General features: G+C 59.4%; 25 protein-coding genes. 16 read left to right on the forward strand and 9 right to left on the reverse strand.

Annotated elements, in window-relative coordinates; all coding sequences use genetic code 11:
• Positions 1 to 2 precede the first annotated feature (2 nt).
• The 7 genes from trmB to OKC43_RS07130 all read left to right on the forward strand — a co-directional run bounded on the left by trmB (position 3) and on the right by OKC43_RS07130 (position 5,660).
• A complete protein-coding gene (trmB, locus tag OKC43_RS07100) occupies positions 3 to 716 on the forward strand; it encodes a tRNA (guanosine(46)-N7)-methyltransferase TrmB (protein WP_005335228.1) in 714 nt (237 codons plus the stop codon).
• A 48-nt stretch (positions 717 to 764) separates the two neighbouring features.
• A complete protein-coding gene (locus OKC43_RS07105) occupies positions 765 to 1,097 on the forward strand; it encodes a YggL family protein (protein WP_005335225.1) in 333 nt (110 codons plus the stop codon).
• Between the two features lie 122 nt (positions 1,098 to 1,219).
• Positions 1,220 to 2,140, forward strand: coding sequence for a glutaminase B (gene glsB, locus OKC43_RS07110; RefSeq protein ID WP_236271554.1), 921 nt, complete (start codon positions 1,220 to 1,222; stop codon positions 2,138 to 2,140).
• 29 nt (positions 2,141 to 2,169) lie between these two features.
• Positions 2,170 to 3,465, forward strand: coding sequence for a sulfurtransferase (locus OKC43_RS07115; RefSeq protein ID WP_005335221.1), 1,296 nt, complete (start codon positions 2,170 to 2,172; stop codon positions 3,463 to 3,465).
• A 126-nt stretch (positions 3,466 to 3,591) separates the two neighbouring features.
• Positions 3,592 to 4,767: a S8 family peptidase gene (locus tag OKC43_RS07120; RefSeq protein WP_236271555.1), complete on the forward strand. Its 1,176-nt coding sequence runs from the start codon at positions 3,592 to 3,594 to the stop codon at positions 4,765 to 4,767.
• Between the two features lie 113 nt (positions 4,768 to 4,880).
• Positions 4,881 to 5,090, forward strand: a complete 210-nt coding sequence (locus OKC43_RS07125; RefSeq protein WP_236271556.1) for a YgdI/YgdR family lipoprotein — start codon at positions 4,881 to 4,883, stop codon at positions 5,088 to 5,090.
• Positions 5,091 to 5,258: 168 nt separating this feature from the next.
• On the forward strand, positions 5,259 to 5,660 hold the full coding sequence (locus OKC43_RS07130) for a DUF2541 family protein (RefSeq protein WP_005335217.1): 402 nt from the start codon (positions 5,259 to 5,261) through the stop codon (positions 5,658 to 5,660).
• Between the two features lie 83 nt (positions 5,661 to 5,743).
• On the opposite strand, the gene mog is transcribed toward OKC43_RS07130, so the two are convergent.
• Positions 5,744 to 6,274: a molybdopterin adenylyltransferase gene (mog, locus tag OKC43_RS07135; RefSeq protein WP_005348144.1), complete on the reverse strand. Its 531-nt coding sequence runs from the start codon at positions 6,272 to 6,274 to the stop codon at positions 5,744 to 5,746.
• A gap of 393 nt (positions 6,275 to 6,667) precedes the next feature.
• Here mog and OKC43_RS07140 point away from each other — a divergent pair, with 393 nt between their 5' ends.
• The 4 genes from OKC43_RS07140 (at position 6,668) to folA (ending at position 9,010) form a co-directional block, all read left to right on the forward strand.
• Complete coding sequence (locus tag OKC43_RS07140; RefSeq protein WP_005348142.1) at positions 6,668 to 7,003, forward strand: DUF3135 domain-containing protein; 336 nt, start codon at positions 6,668 to 6,670, stop codon at positions 7,001 to 7,003.
• Positions 7,004 to 7,238: 235 nt separating this feature from the next.
• Positions 7,239 to 8,036: a threonine/serine exporter family protein gene (locus tag OKC43_RS07145; protein ID WP_204380136.1), complete on the forward strand. Its 798-nt coding sequence runs from the start codon at positions 7,239 to 7,241 to the stop codon at positions 8,034 to 8,036.
• Positions 8,033 to 8,500, forward strand: coding sequence for a threonine/serine exporter family protein (locus OKC43_RS07150; protein WP_026035076.1), 468 nt, complete (start codon positions 8,033 to 8,035; stop codon positions 8,498 to 8,500). The genes OKC43_RS07145 and OKC43_RS07150 overlap by 4 nt, the downstream gene beginning before the upstream one ends.
• Before the next feature lie 18 nt (positions 8,501 to 8,518).
• Positions 8,519 to 9,010, forward strand: coding sequence for a type 3 dihydrofolate reductase (gene folA, locus OKC43_RS07155; protein WP_139473628.1), 492 nt, complete (start codon positions 8,519 to 8,521; stop codon positions 9,008 to 9,010).
• Between the two features lie 79 nt (positions 9,011 to 9,089).
• Here the strand turns inward: folA and OKC43_RS07160 are convergent, their stop codons facing one another.
• From OKC43_RS07160 to OKC43_RS07170, 3 genes are read right to left on the reverse strand one after another with little or no spacing between them, the layout of a single operon-like run.
• Entirely contained in the window at positions 9,090 to 9,884 is a 795-nt protein-coding gene (locus OKC43_RS07160) for a phosphoadenylyl-sulfate reductase (RefSeq protein WP_236271557.1), read from the reverse strand.
• Entirely contained in the window at positions 9,874 to 11,598 is a 1,725-nt protein-coding gene (gene cysI / locus OKC43_RS07165; protein WP_236271558.1) for an assimilatory sulfite reductase (NADPH) hemoprotein subunit, read from the reverse strand. Before cysI ends, OKC43_RS07160 begins: the two co-directional genes overlap by 11 nt.
• Positions 11,598 to 13,388, reverse strand: coding sequence for an assimilatory sulfite reductase (NADPH) flavoprotein subunit (locus OKC43_RS07170; RefSeq protein WP_236271559.1), 1,791 nt, complete (start codon positions 13,386 to 13,388; stop codon positions 11,598 to 11,600). Before OKC43_RS07170 ends, cysI begins: the two co-directional genes overlap by 1 nt.
• Positions 13,389 to 13,577: 189 nt before the next feature.
• Between OKC43_RS07170 and OKC43_RS07175 the strand changes: the two genes are divergently transcribed.
• Positions 13,578 to 14,381 carry a PhzF family phenazine biosynthesis protein gene (locus tag OKC43_RS07175; protein ID WP_236271560.1) on the forward strand — a complete coding sequence of 268 codons (804 nt, stop codon included), beginning with the start codon at positions 13,578 to 13,580 and terminating at the stop codon, positions 14,379 to 14,381.
• A 135-nt stretch (positions 14,382 to 14,516) separates the two neighbouring features.
• Here the strand turns inward: OKC43_RS07175 and lysS are convergent, their stop codons facing one another.
• Together lysS and prfB are read right to left on the reverse strand one after the other, a co-directional pair.
• Complete coding sequence (gene lysS, locus OKC43_RS07180; protein ID WP_005335201.1) at positions 14,517 to 16,052, reverse strand: lysine--tRNA ligase; 1,536 nt, start codon at positions 16,050 to 16,052, stop codon at positions 14,517 to 14,519.
• A 16-nt stretch (positions 16,053 to 16,068) separates the two neighbouring features.
• Positions 16,069 to 17,167, reverse strand: a protein-coding gene (prfB, locus tag OKC43_RS07185; RefSeq protein WP_100645262.1) for a peptide chain release factor 2 whose coding sequence is annotated in 2 segments (ribosomal slippage) — positions 16,069 to 17,091 and positions 17,093 to 17,167 — 1,098 coding nt in all. Because the reading frame shifts where the segments join, the coding sequence is not laid out codon by codon here.
• A 256-nt stretch (positions 17,168 to 17,423) separates the two neighbouring features.
• On the opposite strand from prfB, the gene OKC43_RS07190 reads away from it, so the two are divergent.
• A complete protein-coding gene (locus OKC43_RS07190) occupies positions 17,424 to 19,295 on the forward strand; it encodes a methyl-accepting chemotaxis protein (RefSeq protein ID WP_108588445.1) in 1,872 nt (623 codons plus the stop codon).
• 240 nt (positions 19,296 to 19,535) lie between these two features.
• On the opposite strand, the gene gltS is transcribed toward OKC43_RS07190, so the two are convergent.
• Positions 19,536 to 20,735, reverse strand: a complete 1,200-nt coding sequence (gene gltS, locus OKC43_RS07195; protein ID WP_005348115.1) for a sodium/glutamate symporter — start codon at positions 20,733 to 20,735, stop codon at positions 19,536 to 19,538.
• 446 nt (positions 20,736 to 21,181) lie between these two features.
• On the opposite strand from gltS, the gene ansA reads away from it, so the two are divergent.
• Positions 21,182 to 22,189, forward strand: a complete 1,008-nt coding sequence (gene ansA / locus OKC43_RS07200; RefSeq protein WP_042054747.1) for an asparaginase — start codon at positions 21,182 to 21,184, stop codon at positions 22,187 to 22,189.
• Between the two features lie 262 nt (positions 22,190 to 22,451).
• Here ansA and OKC43_RS07205 read toward each other — a convergent pair whose 3' ends face one another.
• Both OKC43_RS07205 and OKC43_RS07210 read right to left on the reverse strand, forming a co-directional pair.
• A complete protein-coding gene (locus OKC43_RS07205) occupies positions 22,452 to 22,745 on the reverse strand; it encodes a YeaC family protein (protein WP_011707127.1) in 294 nt (97 codons plus the stop codon).
• Between the two features lie 63 nt (positions 22,746 to 22,808).
• Positions 22,809 to 24,242: a glyceraldehyde-3-phosphate dehydrogenase gene (locus tag OKC43_RS07210; protein WP_236271561.1), complete on the reverse strand. Its 1,434-nt coding sequence runs from the start codon at positions 24,240 to 24,242 to the stop codon at positions 22,809 to 22,811.
• Between the two features lie 211 nt (positions 24,243 to 24,453).
• Between OKC43_RS07210 and OKC43_RS07215 the strand changes: the two genes are divergently transcribed.
• Both OKC43_RS07215 and OKC43_RS07220 read left to right on the forward strand, forming a co-directional pair.
• Positions 24,454 to 25,254 carry a DUF2989 domain-containing protein gene (locus OKC43_RS07215; protein ID WP_236271562.1) on the forward strand — a complete coding sequence of 267 codons (801 nt, stop codon included), beginning with the start codon at positions 24,454 to 24,456 and terminating at the stop codon, positions 25,252 to 25,254.
• Positions 25,255 to 25,261: 7 nt separating this feature from the next.
• Positions 25,262 to 25,822: an NUDIX domain-containing protein gene (locus OKC43_RS07220; RefSeq protein ID WP_167565085.1), complete on the forward strand. Its 561-nt coding sequence runs from the start codon at positions 25,262 to 25,264 to the stop codon at positions 25,820 to 25,822.
• The last annotated feature ends 25 nt before the right edge of the window (positions 25,823 to 25,847 follow it).

Below are 25,847 nucleotides of genomic sequence, written 5' to 3' on the forward strand. Positions count from 1 at the left end.
TTATGCCTGTGACCCAAGATGTATTTAACGAAGACGGCAAATTCATGCGCAAGATCCGCAGCTTTGTCCGTCGCGAAGGCCGCCTGACCAAAGGGCAGGAGAAGGCCCTGGAAGAGCTCTGGCCGGTCATGGGCATCGATTTCGAGCCAAAGCAGCTCGATCTGGTCGCACTGTTTGGCCGCGAGGCACCTGTGGTGCTGGAGATCGGCTTTGGCATGGGCGCCTCTCTGGTGGAGATGGCCAAGAATGCCCCCGAGAAGAACTTCATCGGCATTGAAGTGCACTCCCCGGGCGTGGGCGCCTGTCTGGGTACCGCTCAGGAAGCGGGTGTCACCAATCTGAAGGTGATCTGCCACGATGCGGTGGAAGTGCTGGAGCACATGATCCCGAACGGTTCCCTCTCCTGCCTGCAGCTCTTCTTCCCGGACCCCTGGCACAAGAGCCGTCACCACAAGCGCCGCATCGTACAGCCTGCGTTTGCCCAGGATATTCGCCAGAAGCTGGCCATTGGTGGCGTGTTCCACATGGCGACCGACTGGGAAAACTATGCCGAGCACATGCTGGAAGTGATGAGCGCCGCCGAGGGTTACGAGAACACCTCTGCCACCGGCAACTGGGTGCCGCGTCCGGACTGGCGTCCGCTGACCAAATTCGAGCAACGTGGCCACCGTCTCGGCCACGGGGTTTGGGATCTGATTTTCAAGCGTGTCAGCTAAGCTGGCACGTCAACACACCTAGCGTATCAACTAACTTGAGGAGCTATCATGGCCAATCGTAGCCGCCGCCTGCGCAAGAAACTGCGCGTCGATGAATTCCAGGAAATGGGTTTCGACATCAGTTTCAACTTCCCGGTCGGCACTGCCGAAGAGACCATCGATACGGTAGTCGATGCGATGATCGATGAGGTTGTTGAACCCCGTAAACTGGCTTTTGCCGGCTCCGGTCACCTGGCCTGGGAAGGGATGATCTGCACCCAGCAACTGGGCAAGTGCACCGAAGAAGACCGCGCTGCCGTCAAATCCTGGCTGGAAGGCAAGGGGATGGAAGCAGTGGTCGTTACCGAGCTGTTCGACCTCTGGTACGGTGAACCGGCCTGATACAAGGCTGCCGCATCTGGCGCCTTGTTGTGGGTAACTGAAAAATCCCGCCGCTGGCGGGATTTTTGTCAGTGGGGATGGGATCTCCACCGCTGTTTTAGTCATGGAATCGCTTATTGCTTATGGTGTTGTCATCCGAATTACTGGCCAGCATCCTTGAAGAGGTGCGCCCGTTGCTGGGACAAGGCAAGGTGGCCGACTACATTCCGGCACTGGCTCAGGTACCGGCCGATCGGCTCGGTATCGCAGTCTGTGCCGTCGAGGGGGAGCTGTTCACCGCCGGTGACGCTTTTGAACCCTTCTCCATCCAGAGTATCTCCAAGGCCCTGAGCCTGACCCTGGCGCTCACCCTCTATCAGGAGGAGGAGATCTGGGCCCGGGTTGGCAAGGAGCCCTCCGGTCAGCCCTTCAACTCGCTGGTTCAGCTCGAGTTCGAGCAGGGGATCCCCCGCAACCCCTTTATCAATGCCGGGGCGCTGGTGGTGAGCGATCTGCTGGAGACCCGCCTCACTGCCCCCCGTCAGCGTACCCTCGAGCTGGTGCGCCGCCTTTCCGGCAATCCGGCCATCATGGCGGATCAGGTGGTCGCCCGCTCCGAATATCAGCACTCTGCCCGCAACGCCGCCATCGCCTATCTGATGAAGGCCTACGGCAACTTCGAAAACGAAGTGGACAAGGTGCTGCAAAGCTACTTCAATGCCTGTGCCATTCGCATGAGCTGCGTCGATCTGGCGCGGGCATTCATCTATCTGGCCAACCGTGGTGTGCCACTGGGCGAGAGCGTACCGCTGCTGCCCGCCCGCACCACCAAGCAGGTCAACGCCCTGCTCGCCACCTGCGGTCTCTATGATGAGGCGGGCGATTTTGCCTATCGGGTCGGCATGCCGGGCAAATCGGGTGTCGGCGGCGGTATCATCGCCCTGATCCCGGGCGAGCTCTGCGTCTGTGTCTGGTCGCCCGAGCTCAACAAAGCCGGTAACTCGCTGGCGGGCACGGCGGCGCTGGAGCTGCTGGCCGAGCGGCTGGGTCGCTCCATTTTTTAACCTTGTTCACTATGAATCGAGAAATCACCATGAAACGACATCTTCGCTTCCTGCAGGCCGCGCTGGCGACCTTACTGCTCTGGTGTGCCCTGCCCGCCGTGGCAGGGGAGTTGCCACCGCTCTCGCTGGCCGATGCCAAGGCCAAACAGGCTGTCATCCTGGATACCCGCGCCAGCTACTTCTATCAGGGGTGGCCGATGGAAGGGGAGAAGCAGGGCGGCCATGTGGCGGGCGCCGAGAACCTCTCTGCCGAGTGGAAATACAGCGATGAAGAGTGGCCAAAGGCCCTCGAGATCAAGGGACTGAAAGCTGATCGTCCGGTTGCCCTCTACGGTGCGTCCCGCGAAGTGGCCGAGGTGGCCCGTCTGCTGCGCAAGCAGGGGATCAAGCAGCTGTTCGAGCTGCAAGGTTGGCAAGCCGCACCGCGCGAGTCGCTGGCACGCTGGCAGCAGCTGGTCTATCCGCGCTGGTTGGCGGATCTGCAAGAGGGCAAGCCGGTTGCCGCGGCGCCCAAGGGAGACTGGAAGCTGTTTGAAGTGGATTGGGGTTCACCCAAGGCCTACCTCATCAGCCACATCCCGGGGGCCGGTTATATCGATACCAACAGCCTCGAAGAGGAGCCGCTGTGGAACAAGGTCTCTGACGAAGCGCTCAAGAAGCTGCTGCTGGATAACGGCATCCGTCACGACACCACCGTCATCCTCTATGGTCGCAACACCATGGCGGCCGCCCGTGCCGCGCACCTGATGATGTATGCGGGGGTGGAAGATGTGCGCCTGCTGGACGGTGGCCTGGATGCCTGGTTTATCCAGCACCTGCGCACCGAAACCGGTCTGCCCAACAAATATGAGCCGGTGAAGGAGTTTGGCGTGGCCATTCCCGCTCACCCCGAGTACTACACCACGCTAAGTCAGGCGAAAGAGCTGCTCAAGCAGCCCGATAGCGCACTGGTCAGCGTGCGCACCTGGGACGAGTTTGTCGGCAACACCTCAGGTTACAGCTATATCAAGCCGAAGGGCGATATCCCGGGAGCCAAGTGGGGTCACGGCGGCGTCGATGCCAACAGCATGAGTGATTTCCACAACCCTGACGGCACCATGAAGCCGGCCCGCGAGATCCTCGCCATGTGGGACCAGTGGAACATCGAGCCGACCCAGCAGGCGGCGTTCTACTGCGGTACCGGCTGGCGGGCCTCCGAGGCCTTCTTCTACGCCTGGCTGATGGACTGGAAACAGATCAGCGTCTACGACGGTGGTTGGTACGAGTGGAGTTCCGATCCCAAGAACCCGACCGTGACCGGTGAGCGTCAGCCCGCCAAGTCATGATTGCGCGCTGGCGCTGAAAAGAAGAGGCCGGACAGAGATGTCCGGCCTTTTAGTATCCGCTCGGGCCAGTGTCAGTCTGCTACTACACTTTGTTGGTGGTGATCAGATCGATGTAAGGAGTGACTGATGAGACTGATATGGACAGGTCTGCTGGTGGCAGGTGTACTGGCACGGGGGGTGGTGGCTGCCGAACGGGCTCGCTATCTGGTGCAGCTGAAGCCGGGAGCTGAGGGGGTTGTGCTGGCCCAGAGCAAAGGGATGGGCGGTGAGCTGGCTCTGCGATTGTCAGAACAAAATGCCTTAGCGCTCTGGTTGCCAGCTGCTGCAGCGACAGCGTTGGCGCGCAACCCCAACGTGCTGTGGGTGGAGCCGGATGCCAAGCGTTATGCCAGTGCCGAGACCCTGCCTTATGGCATTCCCATGGTACAGGCGCCACAACTGAGCGATGGTATGGCCGGAGAGGTGCTGGTGTGCATCATTGACTCTGGCTATAGCGGCAATCACCCGGATCTGCCCCATGGGGCGCAGGTGCAGGGTAGTGACAACGCAGGTACTGGCAGCTGGAGCAGTGACGAAAACGGTCACGGCACCCACGTGGCAGGCACCATAGCCGCCGTTGGTGGGAACGACATGGGCGTGGTAGGTGTCTTGCCGAATCAGAGTGTCCCGCTGCACATCATCAAGGTATTCGGTGCCAACGGCTGGGCATATACCTCCAATCTGGTGGGGGCACTCAATGCCTGCAAACAGGGGATGAGCAACCGGGGGTTCACCCGTATGGTCATCAATATGAGCCTGGGGGGCAGCGTGCCCAGCAAGACGGAAGAGCAGGCGTTCAATCAGGCTTACAGCCAGAATGTGCTGAGTGTGGCGGCGGCGGGCAATGCGGGCAACACCAGCAAGTCCTATCCCGCCTCTTACAGCAGTGTGGTGAGCGTGGCTGCTATCGATAGCAGCAAGCAGTTGGCTTATTTCTCGCAACGCAACGATCAGGTGGAGCTGGCGGCCCCCGGTGTTGCTGTACTGTCGACTGTGCCGAGTGGTTACGCCAGCTACAGCGGTACCTCGATGGCGACCCCTCATGTGGTCGGGGTCGCCACCCTGGCCTGGTCACAGCGGCTGGAGTGCAGCAATGATCAACTGCGCCAGACCTTGCGCAGCAGCGCCCAGGATTTGGGGGCTGTCGGACGGGACAACAGCTATGGCTATGGTCTGGTGCAGGCCAGATCCGCGGCAGATCGGCTGGCACTTGGCTGTGGTTCCGGTACCGGTAGCAGTGGCAAACCGGGTGGTCGCAAGTAACTGATTTATGATGGTGATCTCACTTTATTGTGCAAGTTTCCGACTGCCTGCCGGCTTGGAGTAGGCTGGATATGAAACCCTCGTGGTGAGGGTGAAAGGAGAAGAGTGCGCCTATGAAACAATTGATGATGATCGTGGTATGTGCTCTGGGGCTGACGGCATGCAGCTCCCAATACATCATGAGTACGACCGATGGCAAGATGATCACTACCGAAAGCAAGCCCAAGCTGGATGAGAGCACCGGTATGTATCGCTATTACGATCATGAAGGGCGTGAGGTGATGATCAAGAAAGATGACGTGACCCAAATTATGGAGCGCTAAGCGCTCTCTTGCCGCAAGGGCCGCTATCTGCGGCCCTTCTCATTTTCGCCGAAAAGTCGCGCTGTTTTCTCTGTTTATCCCCGCACATTCGCAGCAAATTCAGCCGTGATACAGCTTCCGTTATGGTTTAACCCTTATCATCACACTCCATTTTTTATTGGAGGTGTTATGTCCTTGATGTCTATCTGGAATTCCCGTTTTTCTGCACGCAGCTTGCTGGGTGGTGCCTTGCTGGTGGTGGCGTCAGCCAGCCATGCCGGTGACGATCAGTTCACGCTGGGGCGGACTATTTTACTGGGAGCCGGTGATCATGGTGCGACAATTCCTTTGGTGGTTTGCCGTCAGACCAAATATATCAAGGTGAAGGCGGAGCGTGATTTGACCCTGGATCGGGTGGTGGTGACCTATGGTGGTGATCGTACCAAGACCATTCGTTTCGATCGGGAAATGAGCAGCGATAAAGAGACCGAGTGGAAATCACTGGGCTCGCGCCGTTGTGTGAAAAAAATCGAAGTGTACGGTAATTCAGAGCGCAGCAAAGCGGGCGTAAAAGTATTCGGCCGCAAATAATTGATGCGGTTTTTCTGCGCAGACAGATGAGTTAAAAATAATGGCGAGCCGTGGCTCGCCATTATTTTTTATGGTCGGGTTCGCTATTTTTTTGGCCGAAACGGCTTGATGACAGTTTCATCGCACTCGAGATACGGCCCTTCCATCAAATCGATACAGTAGGGGATGGCGGGGAAGACTGCATCCAGACATTCGCGGATTGATTTGGGCTTGCCCGGCAGATTGACGATCAGGGTATCGTCGCGCAGCCCGGCAGTCTGGCGCGATAAAATGGCAGTCGGCACAAACTTGAGGGATTCGGCCCGCATCAGCTCGCCAAAGCCAGGCATCATGCGATCACATACCGCCTCGGTCGCTTCCGGCGTGACATCCCGCTTGGCCGGACCGGTGCCGCCGGTGGTGACGATGAGACAACACTGCTCCTCATCCGCCAGCCGGATCAGGGTCGCTTCAATCTGCTCCTGCTCATCGGGGATCACCTGATAGACAGGTTCCCACTCCGAGGTCAGATAGGCGTTCAGGGTGTCGATGATGGCCTTGCCGGAGAGGTCTTCATAGATGCCCGCGCTGGCGCGATCGCTGACGGTGACGATACCGATTTTTGCCTTGCTCATGGTCTGCTCTTGAATGTCCGATAAAAGTGGCAATTAAAATAACATAATCAGTGGGATATGTTAAACCGTCAGGAGATGACGCGGGTCGGTGAGGGAAGAATAAAGTGTCGAATGAAGCAAAATAAGGCCACCCGGATTTTTATTTGCAATAAAAAACAGAAAATCACAACCTAAAATGTATAAGTGTTTTATCTCGCCTGAATTAAAAACAATCGCTTGTTTCCAAACACAATTAAAATAGATAGACACCCTCGTAGTGACCATTGTCCGGTTTGGTCCCCAGTGGATGGATTGAACCCTTTTTAGCTGCGTCGTATATACAGATTTATATGGCTGGGACGTGATGGTGTGGTACCGCAGTGTGTTGCCAGCAATAGTCGCCAAGGAGGGCATATGGAGTTGCCTGATTTTGACACCCTGAAGGAGTTGGCTGCGAGTGAGCCCTCCCGGCTGGATGCGATTCTGGAGCAGCAGATCGACCAGTTGATGGCCCGAGCGAGCCCCGATCAGCAGCGCCGTCTGCGCGGGTTACAGTTCAAGATTGATGGTCAGCGCCGTCTGGCGAAAAACAATCTTGATAGCTGTATCCGGATTACCAACATGATGCGGGAATCTTTTTATTTGATGCGCAGCGAAATGAGCCAGTTCAGAGAAGAGGGGGACCCTCCGCCTGAAAGCGATGGCAGTGGTAAAATAATCCGTCTGGCGGACTATCGACGTCGTAAATAATCTGCAATAACCCCCTTGGTTGATATTTCAGCCAAATCGGTGAGGCCATAATAAAGGGAATTGCTGGCGACCTGATTGTTATGGTTTTTAATGTTAGTCGTAATGTATTTGTGATGTAATTTCTTTTCTCCTTCTTGTAATAACTAATTAGTCAGGTTGTGATAGGGGTGGATGAATAACAGTAAAAGTTAGGCTAATATGGCCGAAATTTTTATTGCTACGACTCGAAGGGATTATGAGAAGTATCACACCAAGACGGGTGTTGTCGCGGGAGCAACAGACAGAGATCACCCGCATTATCGTCAAGGTGGGTCAGATGTTGGCCCAGTTCGGGGCGGAGAGCCGGATCATCGAGCAGACCACGGTGCGGCTGGGGGTGGCGCTGGGGCTGGAGAGTGTCGAAATGGCCATCTCTTCCAGTGCCATCGTGCTCACCAGTCTCTATCAGGGGGGTTGCGTCACCACTACCCGGCGGGTGCGCGAACATGGCATCAATATGCAGGTGGTGTGCGAGATCCAGCGGATCTGCATCATGGCGGAGAAAGAGCTGATCGGTGCCCGTGAAGTGCGTCAGCGCCTCGAAGCCATCGTCCCCTTCCACTATCACACCTGGCTGGTGGTCCCCATGGTGGGGCTCTCTTGCGGCGCCTTCAGCCTGTTGTTTGGTGGTGACTGGCCCATCTTCCTGGTGACTTGCTTCTCGTCTGCCGTGGCGATGCGGGTGCGCCAGCTGATGGCCCGCCATCACCATAGCCCGCTCATCAACTTTGCCGCCACCGGCTTTATCGCTACCTTGCTCTCCTCCAGCGCCACCTTCTTCAACTGGGGTGACCAGCCTTATCTCGCCATGGCGGCCAGCGTGCTGCTGCTGGTGCCGGGCTTTCCGCTGATCAATGCCGTCTCCGACATGGTGAAGGGCTACTTCAACATGGGGCTGGCCCGCTGGGGGACCGCGACCCTGCTGACCATCAGCGCCGCCATAGGTATCATTTTGGCCATGTCGGTCACGGGGATCTGGGGGTGGAAAGTATGATGGATTTGCTCTGGCTACTGGCCAAGGATGCCTTCTGGTCCTCCATTCCGGCGGTGGGGTTTGCCATGCTGTTCAACGTGCCGCCACGGATGCTGAAGTATTGTGCCATGGGCGGCGCGCTGGCCCACAGCCTGCGTACCCTGCTGATCCACTATGGTATGCCCATCGAGTGGGCGACGCTGGCTGCGGCGACCACGGTCGGCTTTGTCTGCGTCTACTGGTCTCGCCGTCTGCTGGCGCCGCGTCCGGTGTTCAGCGTTGCCTCCATCATTCCGATGATCCCGGGCAGCTATGCGTTCAAGACCATGATTGCGGTGGTGGAGCTCAATATCAACGGCGTGACCATGGAGTTGATCCAGAGTGCGGTAGAGAACGGCCTCAAGGCGCTCTTTATCGTCGGTGCCCTCAGTTTCGGTTTGGCGATCCCCTCTCTGGTCGTGTACCGTAACCGCCCCATAATCTGACAGATGGTGAGAGGCTCTATGAAGATTTCCATGATTGCCGCCATGGCCCACGACAGGGTGATCGGCAAGGACAACCAGATGCCCTGGCATCTGCCTGCCGATCTGGCTCACTTCAAGCGTGTCACCCTCGGTAAACCGGTATTGATGGGGCGCAAAACCTTCGAATCCATCGGCCGACCGCTGCCCGGACGGCGCAATCTGGTGATCAGCCGCAATCCCGATTATCAGGCTGAGGGCATTGAGGTGGTGGGCTCCGTCGAGGCGGCGCTGGCGCTGTTGGCAGGCAGCTCGGTGGAGGAGTTGATGGTGATCGGTGGTGGTCATCTCTATGCCGAGATGTTGCCGAGCGCGGATTGCCTCTATCTGACGCAAATCGATCTGGCGGTGGAGGGAGATACCCGTTTCCCCGCTTTTGACGATGGCCAGTGGCAACGCGTTGATTGCGAGAGCCACCCTGCCGATGAGAAGAACCCGCACCCCTATAGCTTCGAGACCTGGCAGCGCCGCTGACGGACGAATGCTAATGGGCAAATAACAACAAGGGCATCTTCGGATGCCCTTGTTGTTCTGTTGGGTTTTCAAGACGGGATTAGATGCCTGAGCCGTCGTTCTCGCCATTTTCCTCGTGCAAACCGCACTCGCGCTTGAGGCCGAAGAAGCGGGTCTGCTCCTCGCTCATGCCCGGCTCCCACTTGGCGGTGGTGTGGACATCGCCCACCGACAGGTAGCCCTGCTCCCACAGCGGGTGGTAGGGGAGGTCGAACTCCTTGAAGTAGTAGAAGACATCCTTGTTGCTCCAGTCGATCACCGGCAGGAACTTGAAGCGGCCGCGCTGGATGCCGAGCACCGGCAGCTTGCCACGGCTGCCGGACTGCTCCCGGCGCAGGCCGGAGAACCAGGTCTGGGCCCCCAGCTCACGCAGGGCGCGGTCCATCGGCTCCACCTTGTTGAGCTGGTTGTAGCGGGTGATCCCCTCCACCCCCTGCTCCCACAGGAGGCCAAATCGCGCCTCCTGCCAGGCCGGTGACAACGCGGCCTTGTATATCTTCAGGTTGAGTGCGAGGCGCTCGGTCAGCTCGTCGATGAAACGGTAGGTCTCCGGGAACAGATAACCGGTATCGGTCAGCACTACCGGCACGTCGGCCCGCTCGCGGCTTACCAGATGGAGCATCAGCGCCGCCTGAATGCCGAAGCTGGATGAGAGCACATGCTCCCCCGGCAGATTGGCCAGGGCCCAGCGCACCCGCTCGGGGGCACTCATGGTATCCAGCTCCCGGTTGAGGGGCGCGAGTGCCTCGACTTGCTCTTCACGGCCGAGGGCCAGCAGCGCCTGCAGGTCAAGGTGGCCATCTTCAGTGACATTAAGCGGCAGATTAAGCGGCATAGAAGTCCCTCGCAGAATCGATAACGGGGGCAATTACCCCAACCCGGATCACGAAGTCGCCGAAGCACTCACCCTGATTGCGCTCGGTGGCCCAGCGGCCGATCAGCGCGTCCAGTTCGGCCAGGATCTGCGGCTCGGTAATGTTCTCCAGGTGCAGGCGCGGAATGCGGGTGCCCTCTAGGTTGCCTCCCAGATGGAGGTTGTAGCGGCCGGGCGCCTTGCCCACCAGACCCACTTCCGCCAGCATGGCGCGGCCGCAGCCGTTGGGGCAGCCGGTGACCCGGAAGATGATGGCGTCATCCGCCAGCCCATGTTTGGTTAGCAAGCCCTCGATGTCGGTGACAAAGGCGGGCAGCATGCGCTCGGCCTCGGCCATCGCCAGCGGGCAGGTAGGCAGTGCCACACAAGCCATGGACTGCTTGCGCTGCTCGCTCACGCCGTCATCCAGCAGGCCGTATTGGCGCGCCAGCCCTTCGATGCGGGCCTTCTCGCTGGCAGCTACCCCGGCGATGATCAGGTTCTGGTTGGCGGTCAGGCGAAAATCCCCCTGATGCACCTTGGCGATCTCCAGCATGCCGGTTTTGAGGGGCTTGCCAGGGAAGTCCAGCAGGCGGCCATTCTCGATAAACAGGGTGAGGTGGTGCTTGCCGTCGATCCCCTCGACCCAACCGAAGCGATCGCCACGGCTGGTGAACTCATAGGGGCGCACCGGTCCGAACTGGATGCCAGCGCGGCTCTCCACCTCGGCCTTGAAGGCTTCGACGCCAACCCGTTCAAGGGTGTACTTGGTCTTGGCGTTCTTGCGGTTGACCCGGTTGCCCCAGTCGCGCTGGGTGCTGACCACGGCGGCCGCCACCTCCAGCACGTGGGAGAGCGGAATAAAGCCAAAGTCGCTCGCCTTGCGCGGATAGGTGCTGGTGTCGCCGTGGGTCATGGCCAGCCCGCCGCCCACCAGCACGTTGAAGCCTACCAGCTTGCCACCTTCGGCAATGGCCACGAAGTTGAGATCGTTGGCGTGGATATCCACGTCGTTGTGAGGCGGGATCACCACGGTCGTCTTGAATTTGCGCGGCAGGTAGTTGGAACCCAGGATCGGCTCCTCGTCCTGCCCCAGTTTTTCACCGTCCAGCCAGATCTCCACGTAGGCGCGGGTCTTGGGTAGCAGGTGTTCGGAGATCTTCTTGGCCCACTCGTAGGCCTCCTGATGCAGCTCGGACTCCACCGGATTGCTGGTGCAGAGTACGTTGCGGTTCACGTCGCCGGCTGTGGCTATGCTGTCGATGCCGGTGCTGTTGAGGGTCTCATGCATCAGCTTGATGTCGCGCTTGAGCACCCCGTGAAACTGGAAGGTCTGACGGGTGGTCAGGCGAATGCTGCCGTACAGGCTGTGCTCTTCGGCGAACTTGTCGATGATCTGCCACTGGGCCGGGGTGATGATCCCCCCCGGCAGGCGGGCGCGCAGCATGACGTTGTGCAGCGGCTCCAGCTTCTGGGCGGCGCGCTCCGGGCGGATGTCGCGGTCATCCTGCTGGTACATGCCGTGAAAGCGGATCAGCTGGAAGTTGTCGCCGTTGAAGCCGCCGGTGAGCGGATCCTGCAGATCTTGCTCAATGGTGCCACGCAGGAAGTTGCTCTCGCGCTTGAGGCGCTCGTTGTCGGCCAGCGGCCCTTCGACCGGTCCCGCTTTTGGGTGAGAAAGAGGTTGTTTGCTCATCAATAGACATCCCTTTGATAACGTTTGGCACGACGCAATTCGCTCAAATACTCTTCTGCTTCCTCACGGCTCTTGTGGCCGTGTTCGGCAATTACATCCAGCAGGGCCTCCTGCACATCCTTGGCCATCTTGTTGGCGTCACCACACACATAGAAGTGAGCGCCTGCTTCCAGCCACTGGTAGAGCTCCTGGCCCGCTTCACGCAGACGGTCCTGCACATAGATCTTGTTGGCCTGATCCCGGCTGAAGGCTAGGGAGATCTTCGACAGCAGCCCAGATTTCACATAACGCTGCCACTCCACCTGATAGAGGAAATCCTGGGTAAAGTGGGGGTTGCCGAAGAAGAGCCAGTTCTTGCCCTCGGCCCCCTGCGCTTCCCGCTCCTGCATAAAGGCGCGGAACGGGGCGATGCCGGTGCCCGGGCCCACCATGATGACGGGGGTGTCGGGGTTTTGCGGCAGGCGGAAGTTGTCGTTGTGCTCGATGAATACCCGCACCTCGCCATCCTCAATCAGCCGATCCGCAAGATAGGAGGAGGCTGCGCCAGAGCGCACTGTGCCATCTTCCTGTGGGTAGCGCACCACGCCGACGGTCAGGTGCACCTCCTCTTCCACTTCGCTCTGGGCGGAGGCGATGGAGTAGAGGCGTGGGGTGAGGGATCGCAGCAGGCCAACCAGCTGCTCGGCCGTGAGCGCGGTCGGGAAGCGTTTCAGCACATCCACCACCTGAGCAGAGGCGACCAGTGCATTGACCTGGGCCTTGTCGCCAGCTAGATCTTTCAGCGCTGCGTTCTCCGATATATCAGCGAGCCCTGTGATAAAGCCGCCGTGCAGCCGGGTCAGTTCGAAGTGACCGGTCAGTGCGGTGCGCAAGGTGCCGTGGGCTGTGGCTTCATCACCAGAGAGGCCGGTCAGGGCCAGCACTTCGCCCACCAGTTCGGCGTCATTGTCGAACCAGACACCGAGGGCATCCCCCGGCTGATAGGCGAGTCCGGAGGACTCGAGGCTGATCTCGATATGGCGGATATCCTTGGTGGAATCTCGGCCGGTGATCTTCTGATTGACCGACAGGCGTGCAGGGAAGGGGTTCTCCTTGCTGTACTGGCTGTGGCCAACCGCCTGCTGCACCGCGCTGGCTACGCTGTTGCTGGCAGCACCGATAGAGAGCGTCGCTGCAATGACATTGAGTGCTTGTTCGCCCCACGCCTTGGCTGCATCCTGATAATCCACATCAAGGCTCGCGAGCTCATAAATCCGCTCAGCCCCAGCGGTGGCGAGGAAGCTGTCAAAATCTTTGCCGGTCTGGCAGAAAAATTCGTAGGAGCTGTCACCCAGCCCCAGCACCGCGAACTTGAGCCCGGCCAGCTTGCCAAGTTTGCCTTTTTTAAGCTGCTCGAACAGATCGACGGCGCTCTCCGGCGGTTCACCCTCCCCGTAAGTGCTCACTACCACCAGCAGGTGGCTCTCTTTCTTGAGCTGCTTGGGTTTGTAGTCGGCCATCGACGCTAGGGTGACCGGTAGACCGCGGGCCTCGGCCTGCGCCTTGATGGCAGTGGCGACCCCTTTGGCGTTGCCGGTCTGGGAGCCGTAGAGAATGGTCAGGCTGCCGCTGGGCGCAGCCACGGCGGCGCTGGCTGCAACGCTCTGCTGACCGGTCTGGGAGAGGCCGTAGAGATATCCGCTCACCCAGGCCAGTTGCTGGGTATTGAGGGTCGAGAGTACCTGACCCAACTGACGTTGCTGCTCGTCAGAGAGGGGGGAGAGGTTGAATGGGGAATCCTTCAATTGCATCACACGCGTCTTCCATGGTCTGATTTTTGGCCAGATTAAAGGGCGTTTTGGATAACAACAAAGAATAAAAATGTCTTCTTTATTCTATTAATGCATTAAAGGGGCAGAGGTACACCTGTTCCCGCAGCAAAAGAGGGGCGTGGTATAAAGGGCGTTAAATGAGAGCCACTTGATAACACAGGAAGTGCCATGTCGAATATCCGATTGTTTCATGTCAATGCGTTCAGTCAGCAGCCCCTTGGTGGCAATCCCGCAGTGGTTGTATTGGGACCCGCCCTGCCGGATGCCAGCCAGCTGGCGATGGCGGCCGAGTTCAACCTCTCCGAGACAGCCTTTCTGGTACAACTTGGCAGAGCCCATTATCAGTTGCGCTGGTTCACGCCGAAAGTCGAGGTTGATCTCTGCGGTCATGGCACCTTGGCGGCTGCTCATGTGTTGTGGCAGACAGGGGCGGTAGCTGCACACGAGACTATCCGCTTCGAGACCCGTAGTGGTGAGCTGCTGGCCCGGCGCGAAGGGGAGTGGATTTGGCTCGATTTTCCGCGTATCGCGTTGGCGCCACTGACGCTGGATCCCGCCTATGCTGCCGCGCTGGGTTGCCAGCCAAGACAGACCCTGGCGGTCGGGGCCAAGTTTTTGCTGGAACTGGCAAGTGAAGAGGAGATCCGTACGCTTTCGCCTGATTTTCATGCTCTGCGTGCTTTGCCGGGACGGGGGGTGATAGTGACGGCGCCCTCAAACGACCCGAACCATGACTTTGTCTCCCGCTATTTCGCCCCTTGGGTGGGCGTCGATGAGGATCCGGTTACTGGTTCCAACCACTGCGCTCTGGTGCCCTTCTGGGCCGAACGGCTTGGTAAACGGCAACTGCGGGCCCGTCAGATTTCGGCCCGTGGTGGTGAGTTGCGGCTTGAACTGCAGGAGGCGCGGGTACTGATGGCCGGTCAGGCCGTCACCTTGTGGCAGGGAGAGTGGCTGCTACCGCCAGCCTGACAAGTGGCAAGTCGGCGGCGTATTAAAGGTTCGTCACTGGTTTGTGTCCGCCATAAAAAAAACGCCCCGCGGTTGCGGGGCGTTTTGATTGTCATGGACGGCAGCTGTGCTGCTGTGGCCCTGTTTCTGCGGCTCTTACTTTTGCGGACGCAGGGCCGGGAACAGAATGACGTCACGGATGGTGTGGCTGTTGGTGAACAGCATCACCAGACGGTCGATACCGATACCCTGACCGGCAGTCGGCGGCAGGCCATGTTCCAGTGCGGTGACAAAGTCGGCGTCGTAGAACATGGCTTCGTCGTCGCCTGCTTCTTTCTGATCAACCTGATCCTGGAAGCGCTTGGCCTGGTCTTCTGCATCGTTCAGCTCGGAGAAGCCGTTGGCCAGCTCGCGGCCACCGATGAAGAATTCGAAGCGGTCGGTTACATCCGGGTTCACGTCGTTGCGACGAGCCAGCGGAGAAACGGCGGCCGGGTACTCGGTGATGAAGGTCGGTTGCAGCAGCATGTGCTCCACGGTCTCTTCGAAGATCGCGGTGATCACGTGGCCCAGCTCCCAACCCTTCATCAGCTCGATGTGCAGACGCTTGGCAACGGCCTTGGCGCTCTCGAGGGTAGCCAGATCGTCCAGAGTTACATCCGGGTTGAACTTCAGGATGGACTCGACCATGGTGAGGCGCTGGAATGGCTGACCGAAATCGATGGTCAGGCCCTCTTCGCCCTCTTTGGCGTAACGGATCTTGGTGTCGCCCAGGATGTCCTGCGCCAGGGTGCGCAGCAGCTCTTCGGTCAGGTCCATCAGATCGATGTAGTCGGCGTAGGCCATGTAGAACTCGATCATGGTGAACTCGGGGTTGTGACGCACCGAGATACCTTCGTTACGGAAGTTGCGGTTGATCTCGTAGACACGCTCGAAACCACCGACCACCAGACGCTTCAGATAGAGCTCCGGAGCGATACGCAGGTACATGTCGATGTCCAGCGCATTGTGGTGAGTGACGAACGGACGCGCGGAGGCACCACCCGGGATGACTTGCATCATCGGGGTTTCCACTTCCATGAAGCGCTTTTCGTTGAAGAACTTGCGGATACCGGCAACCACCTGGGTGCGGATCATGAAGGTCTTGCGGGACTCTTCGTTGGCGATCAGATCCAGGTAGCGCTGGCGGCAGCGAGCTTCCTGGTCGGTCAGGCCTTTGTGCTTCTCGGGCAGCGGACGCAGCGCCTTGGTCAGCAGGCGGATATCGGAAACGTGAACGGAGAGCTCACCGGTCTGGGTCTTGAACAGGGTACCTTCGACACCCACGATGTCGCCCAGATCCCACTTCTTGAACTGCTCGTTGTAGAAACCTTCCGGCAGGTCGTCACGGGTGACGTAGACCTGGATCTTGCCGGCCATGTCCTGCAGGGTGGCGAAAGAAGCCTTGCCCATGATCCGGCGGGTCATGATGCGACCGGCAATCTTCACCCGTTTACCCAGGCTCGTCAGCTCCTCGGCGCTTTTGTCGTCGAACTCTGCGTGCAGATCGCCAGAGAGGCTGTCGCGACGGAAGTCGTTGGGGAAAGGATTACCCTGGGCGCGCAGGGCGGCCAGCTTGGAACGACGCTCGGTCATCTCGTTGTTGAGTTCGAGAGTTTGGTCGACTTCCGGAGTGATGGTTTGTTCAGACATGGTGATTCCTGCTTGTTTACAGACCTGATTTCAGGCTGGCTTCGATAAACTTGTCCAAGTCACCGTCGAGCACCGATTGGGTATTACGGGTTTCGACGCCGGTGCGCAGATCCTTGATACGGGAGTCATCCAGCACATAGGAACGGATCTGGCTGCCCCAACCGATATCAGACTTGGTCTCTTCCAGGGCTTGTTTCTCAGCGTTCTGCTTCTGAATTTCCAGCTCGTAGAGCTTGGCTTTCAGCTGCTTCATACACTGGTCTTTGTTTTTGTGCTGGGAACGGTCGTTCTGGCACTGTACCACGACACCGGTCGGAACGTGGGTAATACGCACTGCGGATTCGGTTCGGTTAACGTGCTGACCACCGGCACCGGAGGCGCGGTAGACGTCGATCCGCAGATCTGCCGGGTTGATCTCGATATCGATATCGTCGTCGATCTCGGGGTAGACGAACACAGAACAGAAGGAGGTGTGACGGCGGCCACCGGAATCGAACGGGGACTTGCGAACCAGACGGTGTACGCCGGTTTCGGTACGCAGCCAGCCGAACGCATATTCGCCGGTGAACTTGATGGTGGCGGATTTGATACCGGCCACGTCGCCTTCGGAGCATTCAATCAGCTCGGGCTTGTAACCGTGGGCATCGCCCCAGCGCAGGTACATGCGCAGTACCATGTTGGCCCAATCCTGTGCTTCGGTACCACCGGAGCCGGATTGAATATCGATATAGCAGTCGGAGCCGTCGTGCTGGCCGGAGAACATGCGGCGGAACTCGAGATCCACCAGCTTGGCTTCCAGTTGTTCGGATTCGGCGATGGCTTCGTTGAAGGTCTCTTCGTCTTCCCCTTCCACGGCCAGGCTCACCAGCATCTCGACGTCATCCACGCCCTGGGTCAGGGTGTCGATGGTGCCGACCACGTTTTCCAGCGCAACGCGCTCTTTGCCCAGCGCCTGTGCGCGCTCGGGTTCATTCCATACGTCCGGCTGTTCCAGCTCGGCGTTGACCTCTTCTAGACGCTCTTTCTTGGCGTCATAGTCAAAGGTACCCCCTAAGAAGCTCGGTCCGCTCAGACAGCTCCTTAAGTTTATTTAATACGGGATTAACTTCGAACATCGTGAAAACTCTCAGGGTCGATGTGATTTAAAAACGGGATATTCTAGCCAATTGTGGAAGGAATAAACAGGGTTGCCTTGGCTTGTGCGGCTCATGCCGTCAATTTCTGGTGCACTTTTCTCCACCTCGGTAGAAAATATCGCCCGCCGACCCATTTTCAGGTTCAGTTTTGGCCATTCGGGTCGCTAATGACTACGTGTAGTGTTGTGCAATTTAGGGAAAAACCCGCTCCTCACCTCAATAAGAAGAACACATGATGAAAAACCTGTCACTCAAGCAGAAGATACTGTTGTCAGTGGTGATCGCCCTTTCGTTGGTGATTTTGTTGCTCTCCTGGCAGAGCTATAGCAGCCAGAAGTCCCTGTTGCTGCAAGGCAGCCAGGAGCAGTTGCAGCGGCTGGGTACCCAGCAGGCCGAGCGTGTCAGCGACTGGCTCGCCGCCCGTCGCGACGTGATCCAGGCGCTCGGCAACAAGGCCGGTGCCGACCCCCTGAATGCCTTGCAACAGGCACAAGTTTCCGGCCGTTTCCAGCTCACCTATTTCGGTGAGAGCAGCGGCAAGATGAATGACTCCGATCCCTCCATCAACCGCGATGGCTACGACCCGCGCTCCCGCGGCTGGTATCAGGAGGCGATGAGCAAAGGTGGCCTGATTGTCACCAAACCCTATCTCGACGTGGCTTACAACATCATGGTGGTGACCCTGGCCCAGCCGGTTTCTGGCGGGGTCGTCGGTGGTGACCTCTCCATCGCCTCGCTGGTGGAAGACGTGACCAAGATGCAGCTGCCTGCCGATGGTTTCGCCATCATGATGCACAAGGATGGCACCATCATCGCCTACAAGGATGCAGCCAAGGCGATGAAACCGGCCAGCGAGATCGACAACGATCTGACCAACGCGCTGATCGAGCAGAGCAAGTCGAGCAAGGATCTGGTTCCGGCCTACTTCGACAGCGAAGGTCGCGACAAGCTGCTGTGGGCGGCTGATATCCCCGACACGGATTGGGAACTGGTGCTGGTGCTTGACAAGGCCGCGCTGGAAGCGCCGCTCTCCTCCCTGCTGATGACCCAGCTGGGGATGGCGCTACTGGTGCTGGTGGGTAGCATCCTCGCTATCTCCTGGCTGGTCAGCATGCTGCTTGGCCCGCTCACCAAGGTCTCCCAGGCGTTGGCCCGCATTGCCGATGGTAACGGCGATCTGACCCAGCGCATCAAGATCGACGCCAACGACGAAGTGGGCCAACTGGCCAACAGCTTCAACCGTTTCGTCGGCAGCCAGCATCAGCTGATCGGCAATATCCGTCAGCTGGCCAACGAGTTGAACGCCGATGCCGAGCGCAGTCTGGTGACCAACCAGGCCGCGGTGGACGAGCTGCAGCGTCAGCAGCAAGAGGTGACCATGGTCGCCACTGCGGTCACCGAGATGGCGAGCGCTACCATGGAGATCGCCGGCAACGCCGAGAATACCGCCGCCGCTGCCCAGCAATCTGCCCAGAGCAGTGAGCAGGGCAAGATGCTGGTCAACAAGACCCGCCAGTCCATCAATGGTCTGGCTGAAGAGGTGGGGCAGGCGACCGAGGTGATCGGCGAGCTGAGCCGTCACGCGCAGGCGATCACCAGCATTCTCTCCACCATTCAGGGGATTGCCGAGCAGACCAACCTGCTGGCGCTGAACGCAGCCATTGAAGCGGCCCGTGCCGGTGAGCAGGGGCGTGGTTTTGCGGTGGTGGCTGATGAGGTGCGGGTACTGTCGCGCCGTACCCAGGACTCCACCCAGCAGATCCAGTCCACCATCGAGACCCTGCAACAGACTACCGCCCGTGCGGTGAGCCTGATGCAGACCAGTCAGGGGCTGGCGGACAACAGCGTGCAGGATGCGGATCAGGCGGTGCGCGCACTGGAAGAGATCACCAGCGCCATCTCCCTCATCTCCGACATGGCGGGTCAGATCGCCACTGCCGCCGAGGAGCAGACCCAGGTGACCGGCGAGATCACCCAGAACACCACCGCCATCAAGGATGTGAGTGACGAGATCACCGCCGCCGCCATGCGCGATCTGGATCAGGCCCACAGCCTCAAAGGGCGTGCAGCTGACCTTAACCAGCAGGTGTCGACCTTTATCCTGTAAGGTGCAACTCACGGTCTGTTCCGGCTGAGATAAACAAGCCCCGTCCTCTGTCGAGTGCGGGGCTTTTTGTTGTTCGGAGGGTGTGCGGGCTTGGTGATTTCGGGCTGTCTAGGTTGCTCGCGGGTCACTCTGGTGGCGGATACGAGCCCCGGTTCTGCCTGCGTCAGCTGGCGAGTCCATAACAAACAAAGAGCCCACCGAAAGGTGGGCTCTGATCATATACGTCTGACGGAAAGGGAATTACAGGAACGGCATCGCCATAAACAGCTTGATCACCATGGCGTTGATGATGTCGATAAAGAAGGCGCCCACCATGGGCACCACCAGAAACGCCAGGTGGGAGGGACCGAAGCGCTGGGTAATGGCTTGCATGTTGGCGATGGCTGTCGGGGTGGCCCCCAGGCCAAAGCCACAGTGACCCGCCGCCAGCACGGCTGCATCGTAATTTTTACCCATCACCCGGAAGGTGACGAAGATGGCGTAGAGCGCCATCGCCACGGTCTGTGCGGCCAGCAAAATGAAGATGGGCAGCGCCAGGCTGGCCAGATCCCACAGTTTCAGGCTCATCAGTGCCATGGCGAGAAACAGCGACAGGCTGACGTTGCCTAGCAGGGAGACCTCGCGATCGCTCACCTCATGCCAGTTCAGCAGGGTCAGGACGTTGCGCAGCAGCACGCCGACAAACAGCACGCAGACAAAGATCGGCAGCTCGAAGGCGCCCCCTTTGAGCGAGGCGGAGAGCAGCTCGCCTCCCTTGAGGCTGATGGCGATCAGCGCCAGCGTCTCGATAACGCTGAAAGTGGTGAGGGGGCGCTCCATGTCGGGCATTTCGAAGCCCTGTGGGGCCTCATCCTGATTGTGCTCCTCACCGGGCACCTGCACTTTCTTCACCAGATAGCGAGCGACGGGACCACCGATCAGGCCGCCCAGCACCAGACCGAAGGTGGCACAGGCGATGGCGAGCTCAGCGGCGGATTGCACGCCGTATTTCTCGGAGAAGGTAGCGCTCCAGGCCGCCCCGGTGCCGTGGCCGCCGGAGAGAGTGATGGAGCCTGCCAGCAGCCCCATGTGGGGATCCAGACCGAGCAGGGTCGCCAGACCGACACCCAGACTGTTCTGCACCAGCAGCAGGCCGGTGACCACCATCAGGAAGGTAACCACCGCCTTGCCGCCGCGTTTCAGGCTGGCGAGATCGGCGGAGAGACCGATGGAGGCGAAGAAGGCCAACATCAGCGGGGTTTGCAGACTGGTATCAAATTGCAGCTCCATTTGCAGGGTGGAGCGCAGCAGCAGCAGTACCAGCGCGACCACCAGGCCGCCTGCTACCGGTTTGGGGATGTTGAAGGTACGCAGCAGCCCGACTCGGGTAACCAACACCCGGCCAAGCAGCAATACCAGAGTGGCAGCGACCAGCGTTGCGTAGGAATCAAGTTGTAACATTCAGTACTCCCATGTTGATTGGCTGTGTCTTTCATAGCAAAAGACTTACAGATTCAGCCGGGATGAAAACAGTGTGGCTTATGTGCCAGCAAAGAAGGGGAAACATCTCCCCGCCCCAGGAAAGATGGGGCTTGTGCGGGCCTGAAATGCTCAGGCATCCAGATGGGATTTTAGTAAAATCCGGTGGATTGTAGCAAAAAGCATCGTTTAATTCCATCTTTGTCGTATTAATGCTCGTTTTAGTGGTTTATTGTGATATTTAACACTATGTAGGTAGAGGGCAGAAAAGCCGAAAAGGGTGCATGGAACGGCTGTCATTTGGGGCGCCAGTCTCTATAATTCGCCGGTTTCCGCTGCACGCAGAGGCGCTGGCGGGCGTTGACATTGTGGTTCACCCCGACATGGTTCATGTTCCGGCGGTGTTCACTTCATCAAGAGGAGAGGGTGTGAAGAAGTCTATCTACATTGCCTACACAGGCGGCACCATTGGGATGCAGCGTTCCGATCACGGCTACGTGCCGATGGCGGGCTTTATGGAAGACTGTCTGGCGCGGATGCCCGAGTTCCACCGCCCCGAGATGCCGGATTACCATATCCACGAGTATGCGCCCCTCATCGACTCCTCCGACATGACCCCGGCGGATTGGCAGCGCATCGCCGAGGATATTCGCGACAACTACGAGAAATACGATGGTTTTGTGATCCTGCATGGTACCGACACCATGTCGTTCACCGCCTCGGCGCTCTCCTTCATGCTGGAAGATCTGCACAAGCCGGTCATCATCACCGGCTCCCAGATCCCGCTGGCCGAGCTGCGCTCCGACGGTCAGCAGAACCTGCTCAACGCCCTCTATATTGCGGCCAACTACCCGATCCACGAGGTGACGCTGTTCTTCAACAATCAGCTCTATCGCGGCAACCGTAGCAAGAAGGTGCACGCCGACGGCTTCCACGCCTTCGACTCCCCCAACTATCCGCCGTTGCTCAACGCCGGGATCGCCATCTCGCTGGAAGCGGGTGAGCTGGGTGTGCCCTCCGCTCGGCCGCTGGTGCTGCACGACATCACTCCCCAGCCCATCGGCGTGGTGACCCTCTATCCGGGTATCTCCAGTGAGGTGATCGCCAACATCCTGCAACAGCCGGTGAAGGCGCTGATCCTGCTGTCGTTCGGGGTCGGCAATGCGCCGCAAAACCCGGCCATGCTGGCGCTGCTCTCCGAGGCTTCCGCTCGCGGCGTCATCATCGTCAACCTGAGCCAGTGCCTGCATGGCAAGGTCAATATGGGGGGTTATGCCACCGGCAACGCCCTGTCGCGGGCCGGGGTGATCTCGGGCTTTGACATGACCGCCGAAGCGGCGCTCACCAAGCTGCACTTCCTGCTGAGCCAGGACTTGCCCTCCCACCGCATTCGCGAGCTGATGCAGCAGTCCCTGCGTGGGGAGCTGACCCCCTGACTGGTTTCCCCCTCACCCTAACCCTCTCCCGGCGGGAGAGGGGATAGAGCGAGGTGCGGTTGGCCTCGAGGCTTGCCATGAAGAGCGTTGGCAGGTGGCCCGTTCACTGTTCGCAGGTGCGAGCCTGCTCCCTTCTCCCCCTAGCGGGAGAAGGGTTGGGGATGAGGGGGATGAGTCACTCGGCATCGATAGGAAAAAAGAGGGGAGCCATCATGGCTCCCCTCTCTGTTGTGGCCGCCGCGAGCGGCCTGCCGGGTCAGGTTCAGTGGTTGAGGTCGACCCGTACTATCTCTTCCTCGTCGCGATACTGACGCTTGAGCTCGCTCTTGCTCTTCATCACGATCTCGCCGTCACGACCTATGTTCATGTGCTCGGGGTTGTCGAGATGCATCGCCTGCCAGGCCATCACGGCTTGCAGCGACGTGGCCTTCTGCTCGTCGGTCAGGGGCTTGCCATCGGGCCACTTGCCCAGCTCGACTGCGGTCTTGAGCCGCTCGTACACCTCTGCGGGCATCTGCCTGATTGCTTGTAAAAACTCACCCTGTTGAAACGACATCCGGCCTTCTCCTTGAACTATTGAGCCATAAACTTCGGGGTCAGCCCGGCAGCTCCTGGCGGGCTATGCCGGTAGATCCTGGCGGACTACGCCAGCCATCTGCTCCATCACCCTCACTACCTGACAACTGTACCCGAACTCGTTGTCATACCATACGTAGAGCACGCAGTGATCCCCCTCGGCGATGGTCGCCTGGGAGTCAACGATGCCCGCATAACGGGAACCCACCATGTCGGAGGAGACCAGCTCGGTGCTGGCGCTGAAGTCAATCTGGCGGTGCAGGGCCGAGCTTAACGCCATCTGCTGCAGATAGGCGTTGAGGCTCTCCCGATCGGTGGCCTGCTCCAGCGACAGATTGATAATCGCCAGCGACACATTGGGGGTCGGCACCCGGATGGCGTTGCCGGTCAGCTTGCCCTTGAGCTCGGGCAGCGCCTTGGCCACCGCCTTGGCGGCGCCGGTGCTGGTCATCACCATATTGAGAGCTGCGCTGCGACCGCGGCGCTCGCCTTTGTGATAGTTGTCGATGAGGTTCTGATCGTTGGTGTAGGAGTGGACCGTCTCCACGTGGCCGTGGCGGATGCCGAACCGCTCCTGCATCACCTTGAGCACCGGGGTGATGGCGTTGGTGGTACAGGAGGCGGCGGAGATGATCCTGTCACCCGGGCCTATCACCTCATGGTTGACCCCGAACACCACGTTTTTCATCTCCCCTTTGCCGGGGGCGGTCAGCAGCACCTTGCCGGTACCGCGCGCCTTCAAGTGCTCGGAGAGGCCTGCCTCGTCACGCCAGACGCCGGTGTTGTCGACGATCAGCGCATCGTGAATGCCGTAGGCGGTGTAGTCGATGTCGGCCGGGCTATTGGCGTAGATCACCTGAATGAAGGTGCCGTTGGCGATGATGGCGCTGCGTTCCACATCCACCTCGATGGAGCCGTTGAAGGGGCCATGCACCGAGTCGCGGCGCAGCAGGCTGGCGCGTTTCTCCAGATCCCCGTCGCGACCACCGCGTACCACGATGGCGCGCAGACGCAGCGGATTGGCAGCGCCGGTGCGCTCGATCAGCAGGCGGGCCAGCAGGCGGCCGATGCGGCCAAAGCCGTAGAGCACCACGTCGGTCGGCTGCGGCATCTGGCTGCGGCCAAGGGCCGGTGCCAGTCGCGCTTGCAGATAGTCCTCGATCCCCGCTTCATCCTGATGATCCTGCCAGTAGCCGACTGCCAGCTTGCCAAGGTCAACCTCGGCGGCGGTGGGTTTGAGGGCAACGATGGCCTGAAGCAGGGGGAAGCTTTGCTGGATGGGGAGGGGAGCGCCCTGGTGGCGGCGGACGACCCGGTGGGCCTTGAGGATATCGATGGTGGAGGCGTTTTGCAGCGGGCGGCCGTAGAGGGTGATCTCGACCCCTTGTTGTCGGTAGAGGCGACCAATCAAGGGCTGCATGGCTTCGGCGAGCTCCTGGCTCTCCTGCCACGCTTGCAAGTAGTGCTCGTGGGTCATTGACCAGATCCTTTATTTCACGTTGTTGGTGTAAATAGAAAATTCGTCGAATGCAGATCAGTGTAGGGGTGTATATTTCGTTATATTATTCTGCAATCGCGGCCTTATATGGCGCGCGCATTGTAATGGATATGTAACCGGTTTGCTAGCCGGAGGTGGCCCGTAAAGGCGCCAGTTGTTACCAACCCGCGTTACCAACAAGATGTGAACCATGGCCAATTTCCCCCTGCGACAGACCTTCATCATGCTTTCAGTCGGCCTTGCCGTGGCTGGCTGCAATGACGATCGGATCCACAACATCTGTGGCAATCATCCCGAGCTCTGCCAGGATCTGGTGGACGATGGCTGGTGTCGCTACGAGCGTACCGATGTGATCCGCAGTCGCTTCTATCTCAATGAGGAGGGGACGGATCGGCGCAAGTACGAGCTGATGCGCAACCTTGAGCGCTATCTCAAATGCGCCGAGCGCTCCACCAGCATTGAATACAAGAATGCCCGCGAGCAGAAGAGTCCACGGGTCGAGGGCATGCTGGCGGCCGGGGAGCAGTTGGCTCAGCTCGATGCCGCGACCCGCAATTCGCAAGATCCCTACCTGCTGCTCTGGCACTGGACCAACAACACCAACGAGTTGGCTCGTCAGCAGTTTATGGCGCTGGAAGGCACCAAGGCGCTGGATGAACCCGAGCTGCAACTGGCGCTCGGCGGTATCTACGCCAAGAGCGACCCCGAAAAGGCCATCGCCACCCTGCAGCACGGCCTCTCCCTCTATCAGGAGGGAGATAAGGTGAACAGCCGCATATTCACCTCCCTCAGCACCCTCTATATGGGCCAGAAACAGTACGGGCTGGCCTATCTGTGGGGCAAGGTGAGCGAGTCGTTTCAGGATAGCCCCGAGGTCTCAGCCAAGCGTTTTGGCATCTACCACACCCTGAGCAAGACAGAGCAGGATGGCTACGATGTGCGGGCGGCCGAAATTGTCGAGCAGCTCAAGCATGGCAATTACCGGCCCTGAGGCAGTGATGACGACGTTCTCTCCGGCCAGCTGCTGGCCCAATCCGTTCGATCTCTCTTTCATTCATGGCGAGGTACGTACCGATGGCCGCACGCTTGAGCGCCTCACGGTGCGAGCCGTGGTGCCCCGTGGCGACGAGCTGCTGCTCGTTCACTCCCGGGTCAACGGCGATCTGATGTTCCCCGGGGGCGGTATTGAAGCGGGGGAGAGCCACCATGTGGCGCTCGCTCGTGAGCTGCTGGAGGAGTGTGGTGCCGAGCTGCGGGAAGTGGGGGGCCTGCTTGGCGAGACCCGTGAATATCGCGCCGCCCGCGAGCCGGGGTTCGATGCCTACTGCATCCGCTCGCTCTACTACTTGTGCCGGATTGGCGATCAGCTGGTGGCCCCGCAGCCGCAGCCCTACGAGATCCGCCTTGGCTTCGTGCCCGGCTGGTTTGCCCTCGACGAAGCGCTGCAGACCAACAAGACCCAGCTGGCGGGGCCCTGTCCCCAGTGGACGGCGCGGGAGACCCGGGTGCTGGCCCAGCTGCAACGCTGGCATCAGCAGGGGATCTTCGACCACGGCTGATGAGTACATCAAGCTGCAACTGTCA

It is taken from the genome of Aeromonas sp. Y289-2, from assembly GCF_027705925.1.
In the GTDB taxonomy this organism is placed as follows: domain Bacteria; phylum Pseudomonadota; class Gammaproteobacteria; order Enterobacterales; family Aeromonadaceae; genus Aeromonas; species Aeromonas veronii.

Bases quoted from the DNA above. Each gene is read 5' to 3' on its own strand.
- trmB (WP_005335228.1), top strand. From the start codon at position 3: ATGCCTGTGACCCAAGATGTATTTAACGAAGACGGCAAATTCATGCGC.
- OKC43_RS07105 (WP_005335225.1), top strand. From the start codon at position 765: ATGGCCAATCGTAGCCGCCGCCTGCGCAAGAAACTGCGCGTCGATGAA.
- glsB (WP_236271554.1), top strand. From the start codon at position 1,220: ATGGTGTTGTCATCCGAATTACTGGCCAGCATCCTTGAAGAGGTGCGC.
- OKC43_RS07115 (WP_005335221.1), top strand. From the start codon at position 2,170: ATGAAACGACATCTTCGCTTCCTGCAGGCCGCGCTGGCGACCTTACTG.
- OKC43_RS07120 (WP_236271555.1), top strand. From the start codon at position 3,592: ATGAGACTGATATGGACAGGTCTGCTGGTGGCAGGTGTACTGGCACGG.
- OKC43_RS07125 (WP_236271556.1), top strand. From the start codon at position 4,881: ATGAAACAATTGATGATGATCGTGGTATGTGCTCTGGGGCTGACGGCA.
- OKC43_RS07130 (WP_005335217.1), top strand. From the start codon at position 5,259: ATGTCCTTGATGTCTATCTGGAATTCCCGTTTTTCTGCACGCAGCTTG.
- mog (WP_005348144.1), bottom strand. From the start codon at position 6,274: ATGAGCAAGGCAAAAATCGGTATCGTCACCGTCAGCGATCGCGCCAGC.
- OKC43_RS07140 (WP_005348142.1), top strand. From the start codon at position 6,668: ATGGAGTTGCCTGATTTTGACACCCTGAAGGAGTTGGCTGCGAGTGAG.
- OKC43_RS07145 (WP_204380136.1), top strand. From the start codon at position 7,239: ATGAGAAGTATCACACCAAGACGGGTGTTGTCGCGGGAGCAACAGACA.
- OKC43_RS07150 (WP_026035076.1), top strand. From the start codon at position 8,033: ATGATGGATTTGCTCTGGCTACTGGCCAAGGATGCCTTCTGGTCCTCC.
- folA (WP_139473628.1), top strand. From the start codon at position 8,519: ATGAAGATTTCCATGATTGCCGCCATGGCCCACGACAGGGTGATCGGC.
- OKC43_RS07160 (WP_236271557.1), bottom strand. From the start codon at position 9,884: ATGCCGCTTAATCTGCCGCTTAATGTCACTGAAGATGGCCACCTTGAC.
- cysI (WP_236271558.1), bottom strand. From the start codon at position 11,598: ATGAGCAAACAACCTCTTTCTCACCCAAAAGCGGGACCGGTCGAAGGG.
- OKC43_RS07170 (WP_236271559.1), bottom strand. From the start codon at position 13,388: ATGCAATTGAAGGATTCCCCATTCAACCTCTCCCCCCTCTCTGACGAG.
- OKC43_RS07175 (WP_236271560.1), top strand. From the start codon at position 13,578: ATGTCGAATATCCGATTGTTTCATGTCAATGCGTTCAGTCAGCAGCCC.
- lysS (WP_005335201.1), bottom strand. From the start codon at position 16,052: ATGTCTGAACAAACCATCACTCCGGAAGTCGACCAAACTCTCGAACTC.
- OKC43_RS07190 (WP_108588445.1), top strand. From the start codon at position 17,424: ATGAAAAACCTGTCACTCAAGCAGAAGATACTGTTGTCAGTGGTGATC.
- gltS (WP_005348115.1), bottom strand. From the start codon at position 20,735: ATGTTACAACTTGATTCCTACGCAACGCTGGTCGCTGCCACTCTGGTA.
- OKC43_RS07205 (WP_011707127.1), bottom strand. From the start codon at position 22,745: ATGTCGTTTCAACAGGGTGAGTTTTTACAAGCAATCAGGCAGATGCCC.
- OKC43_RS07210 (WP_236271561.1), bottom strand. From the start codon at position 24,242: ATGACCCACGAGCACTACTTGCAAGCGTGGCAGGAGAGCCAGGAGCTC.
- OKC43_RS07215 (WP_236271562.1), top strand. From the start codon at position 24,454: ATGGCCAATTTCCCCCTGCGACAGACCTTCATCATGCTTTCAGTCGGC.
- OKC43_RS07220 (WP_167565085.1), top strand. From the start codon at position 25,262: ATGACGACGTTCTCTCCGGCCAGCTGCTGGCCCAATCCGTTCGATCTC.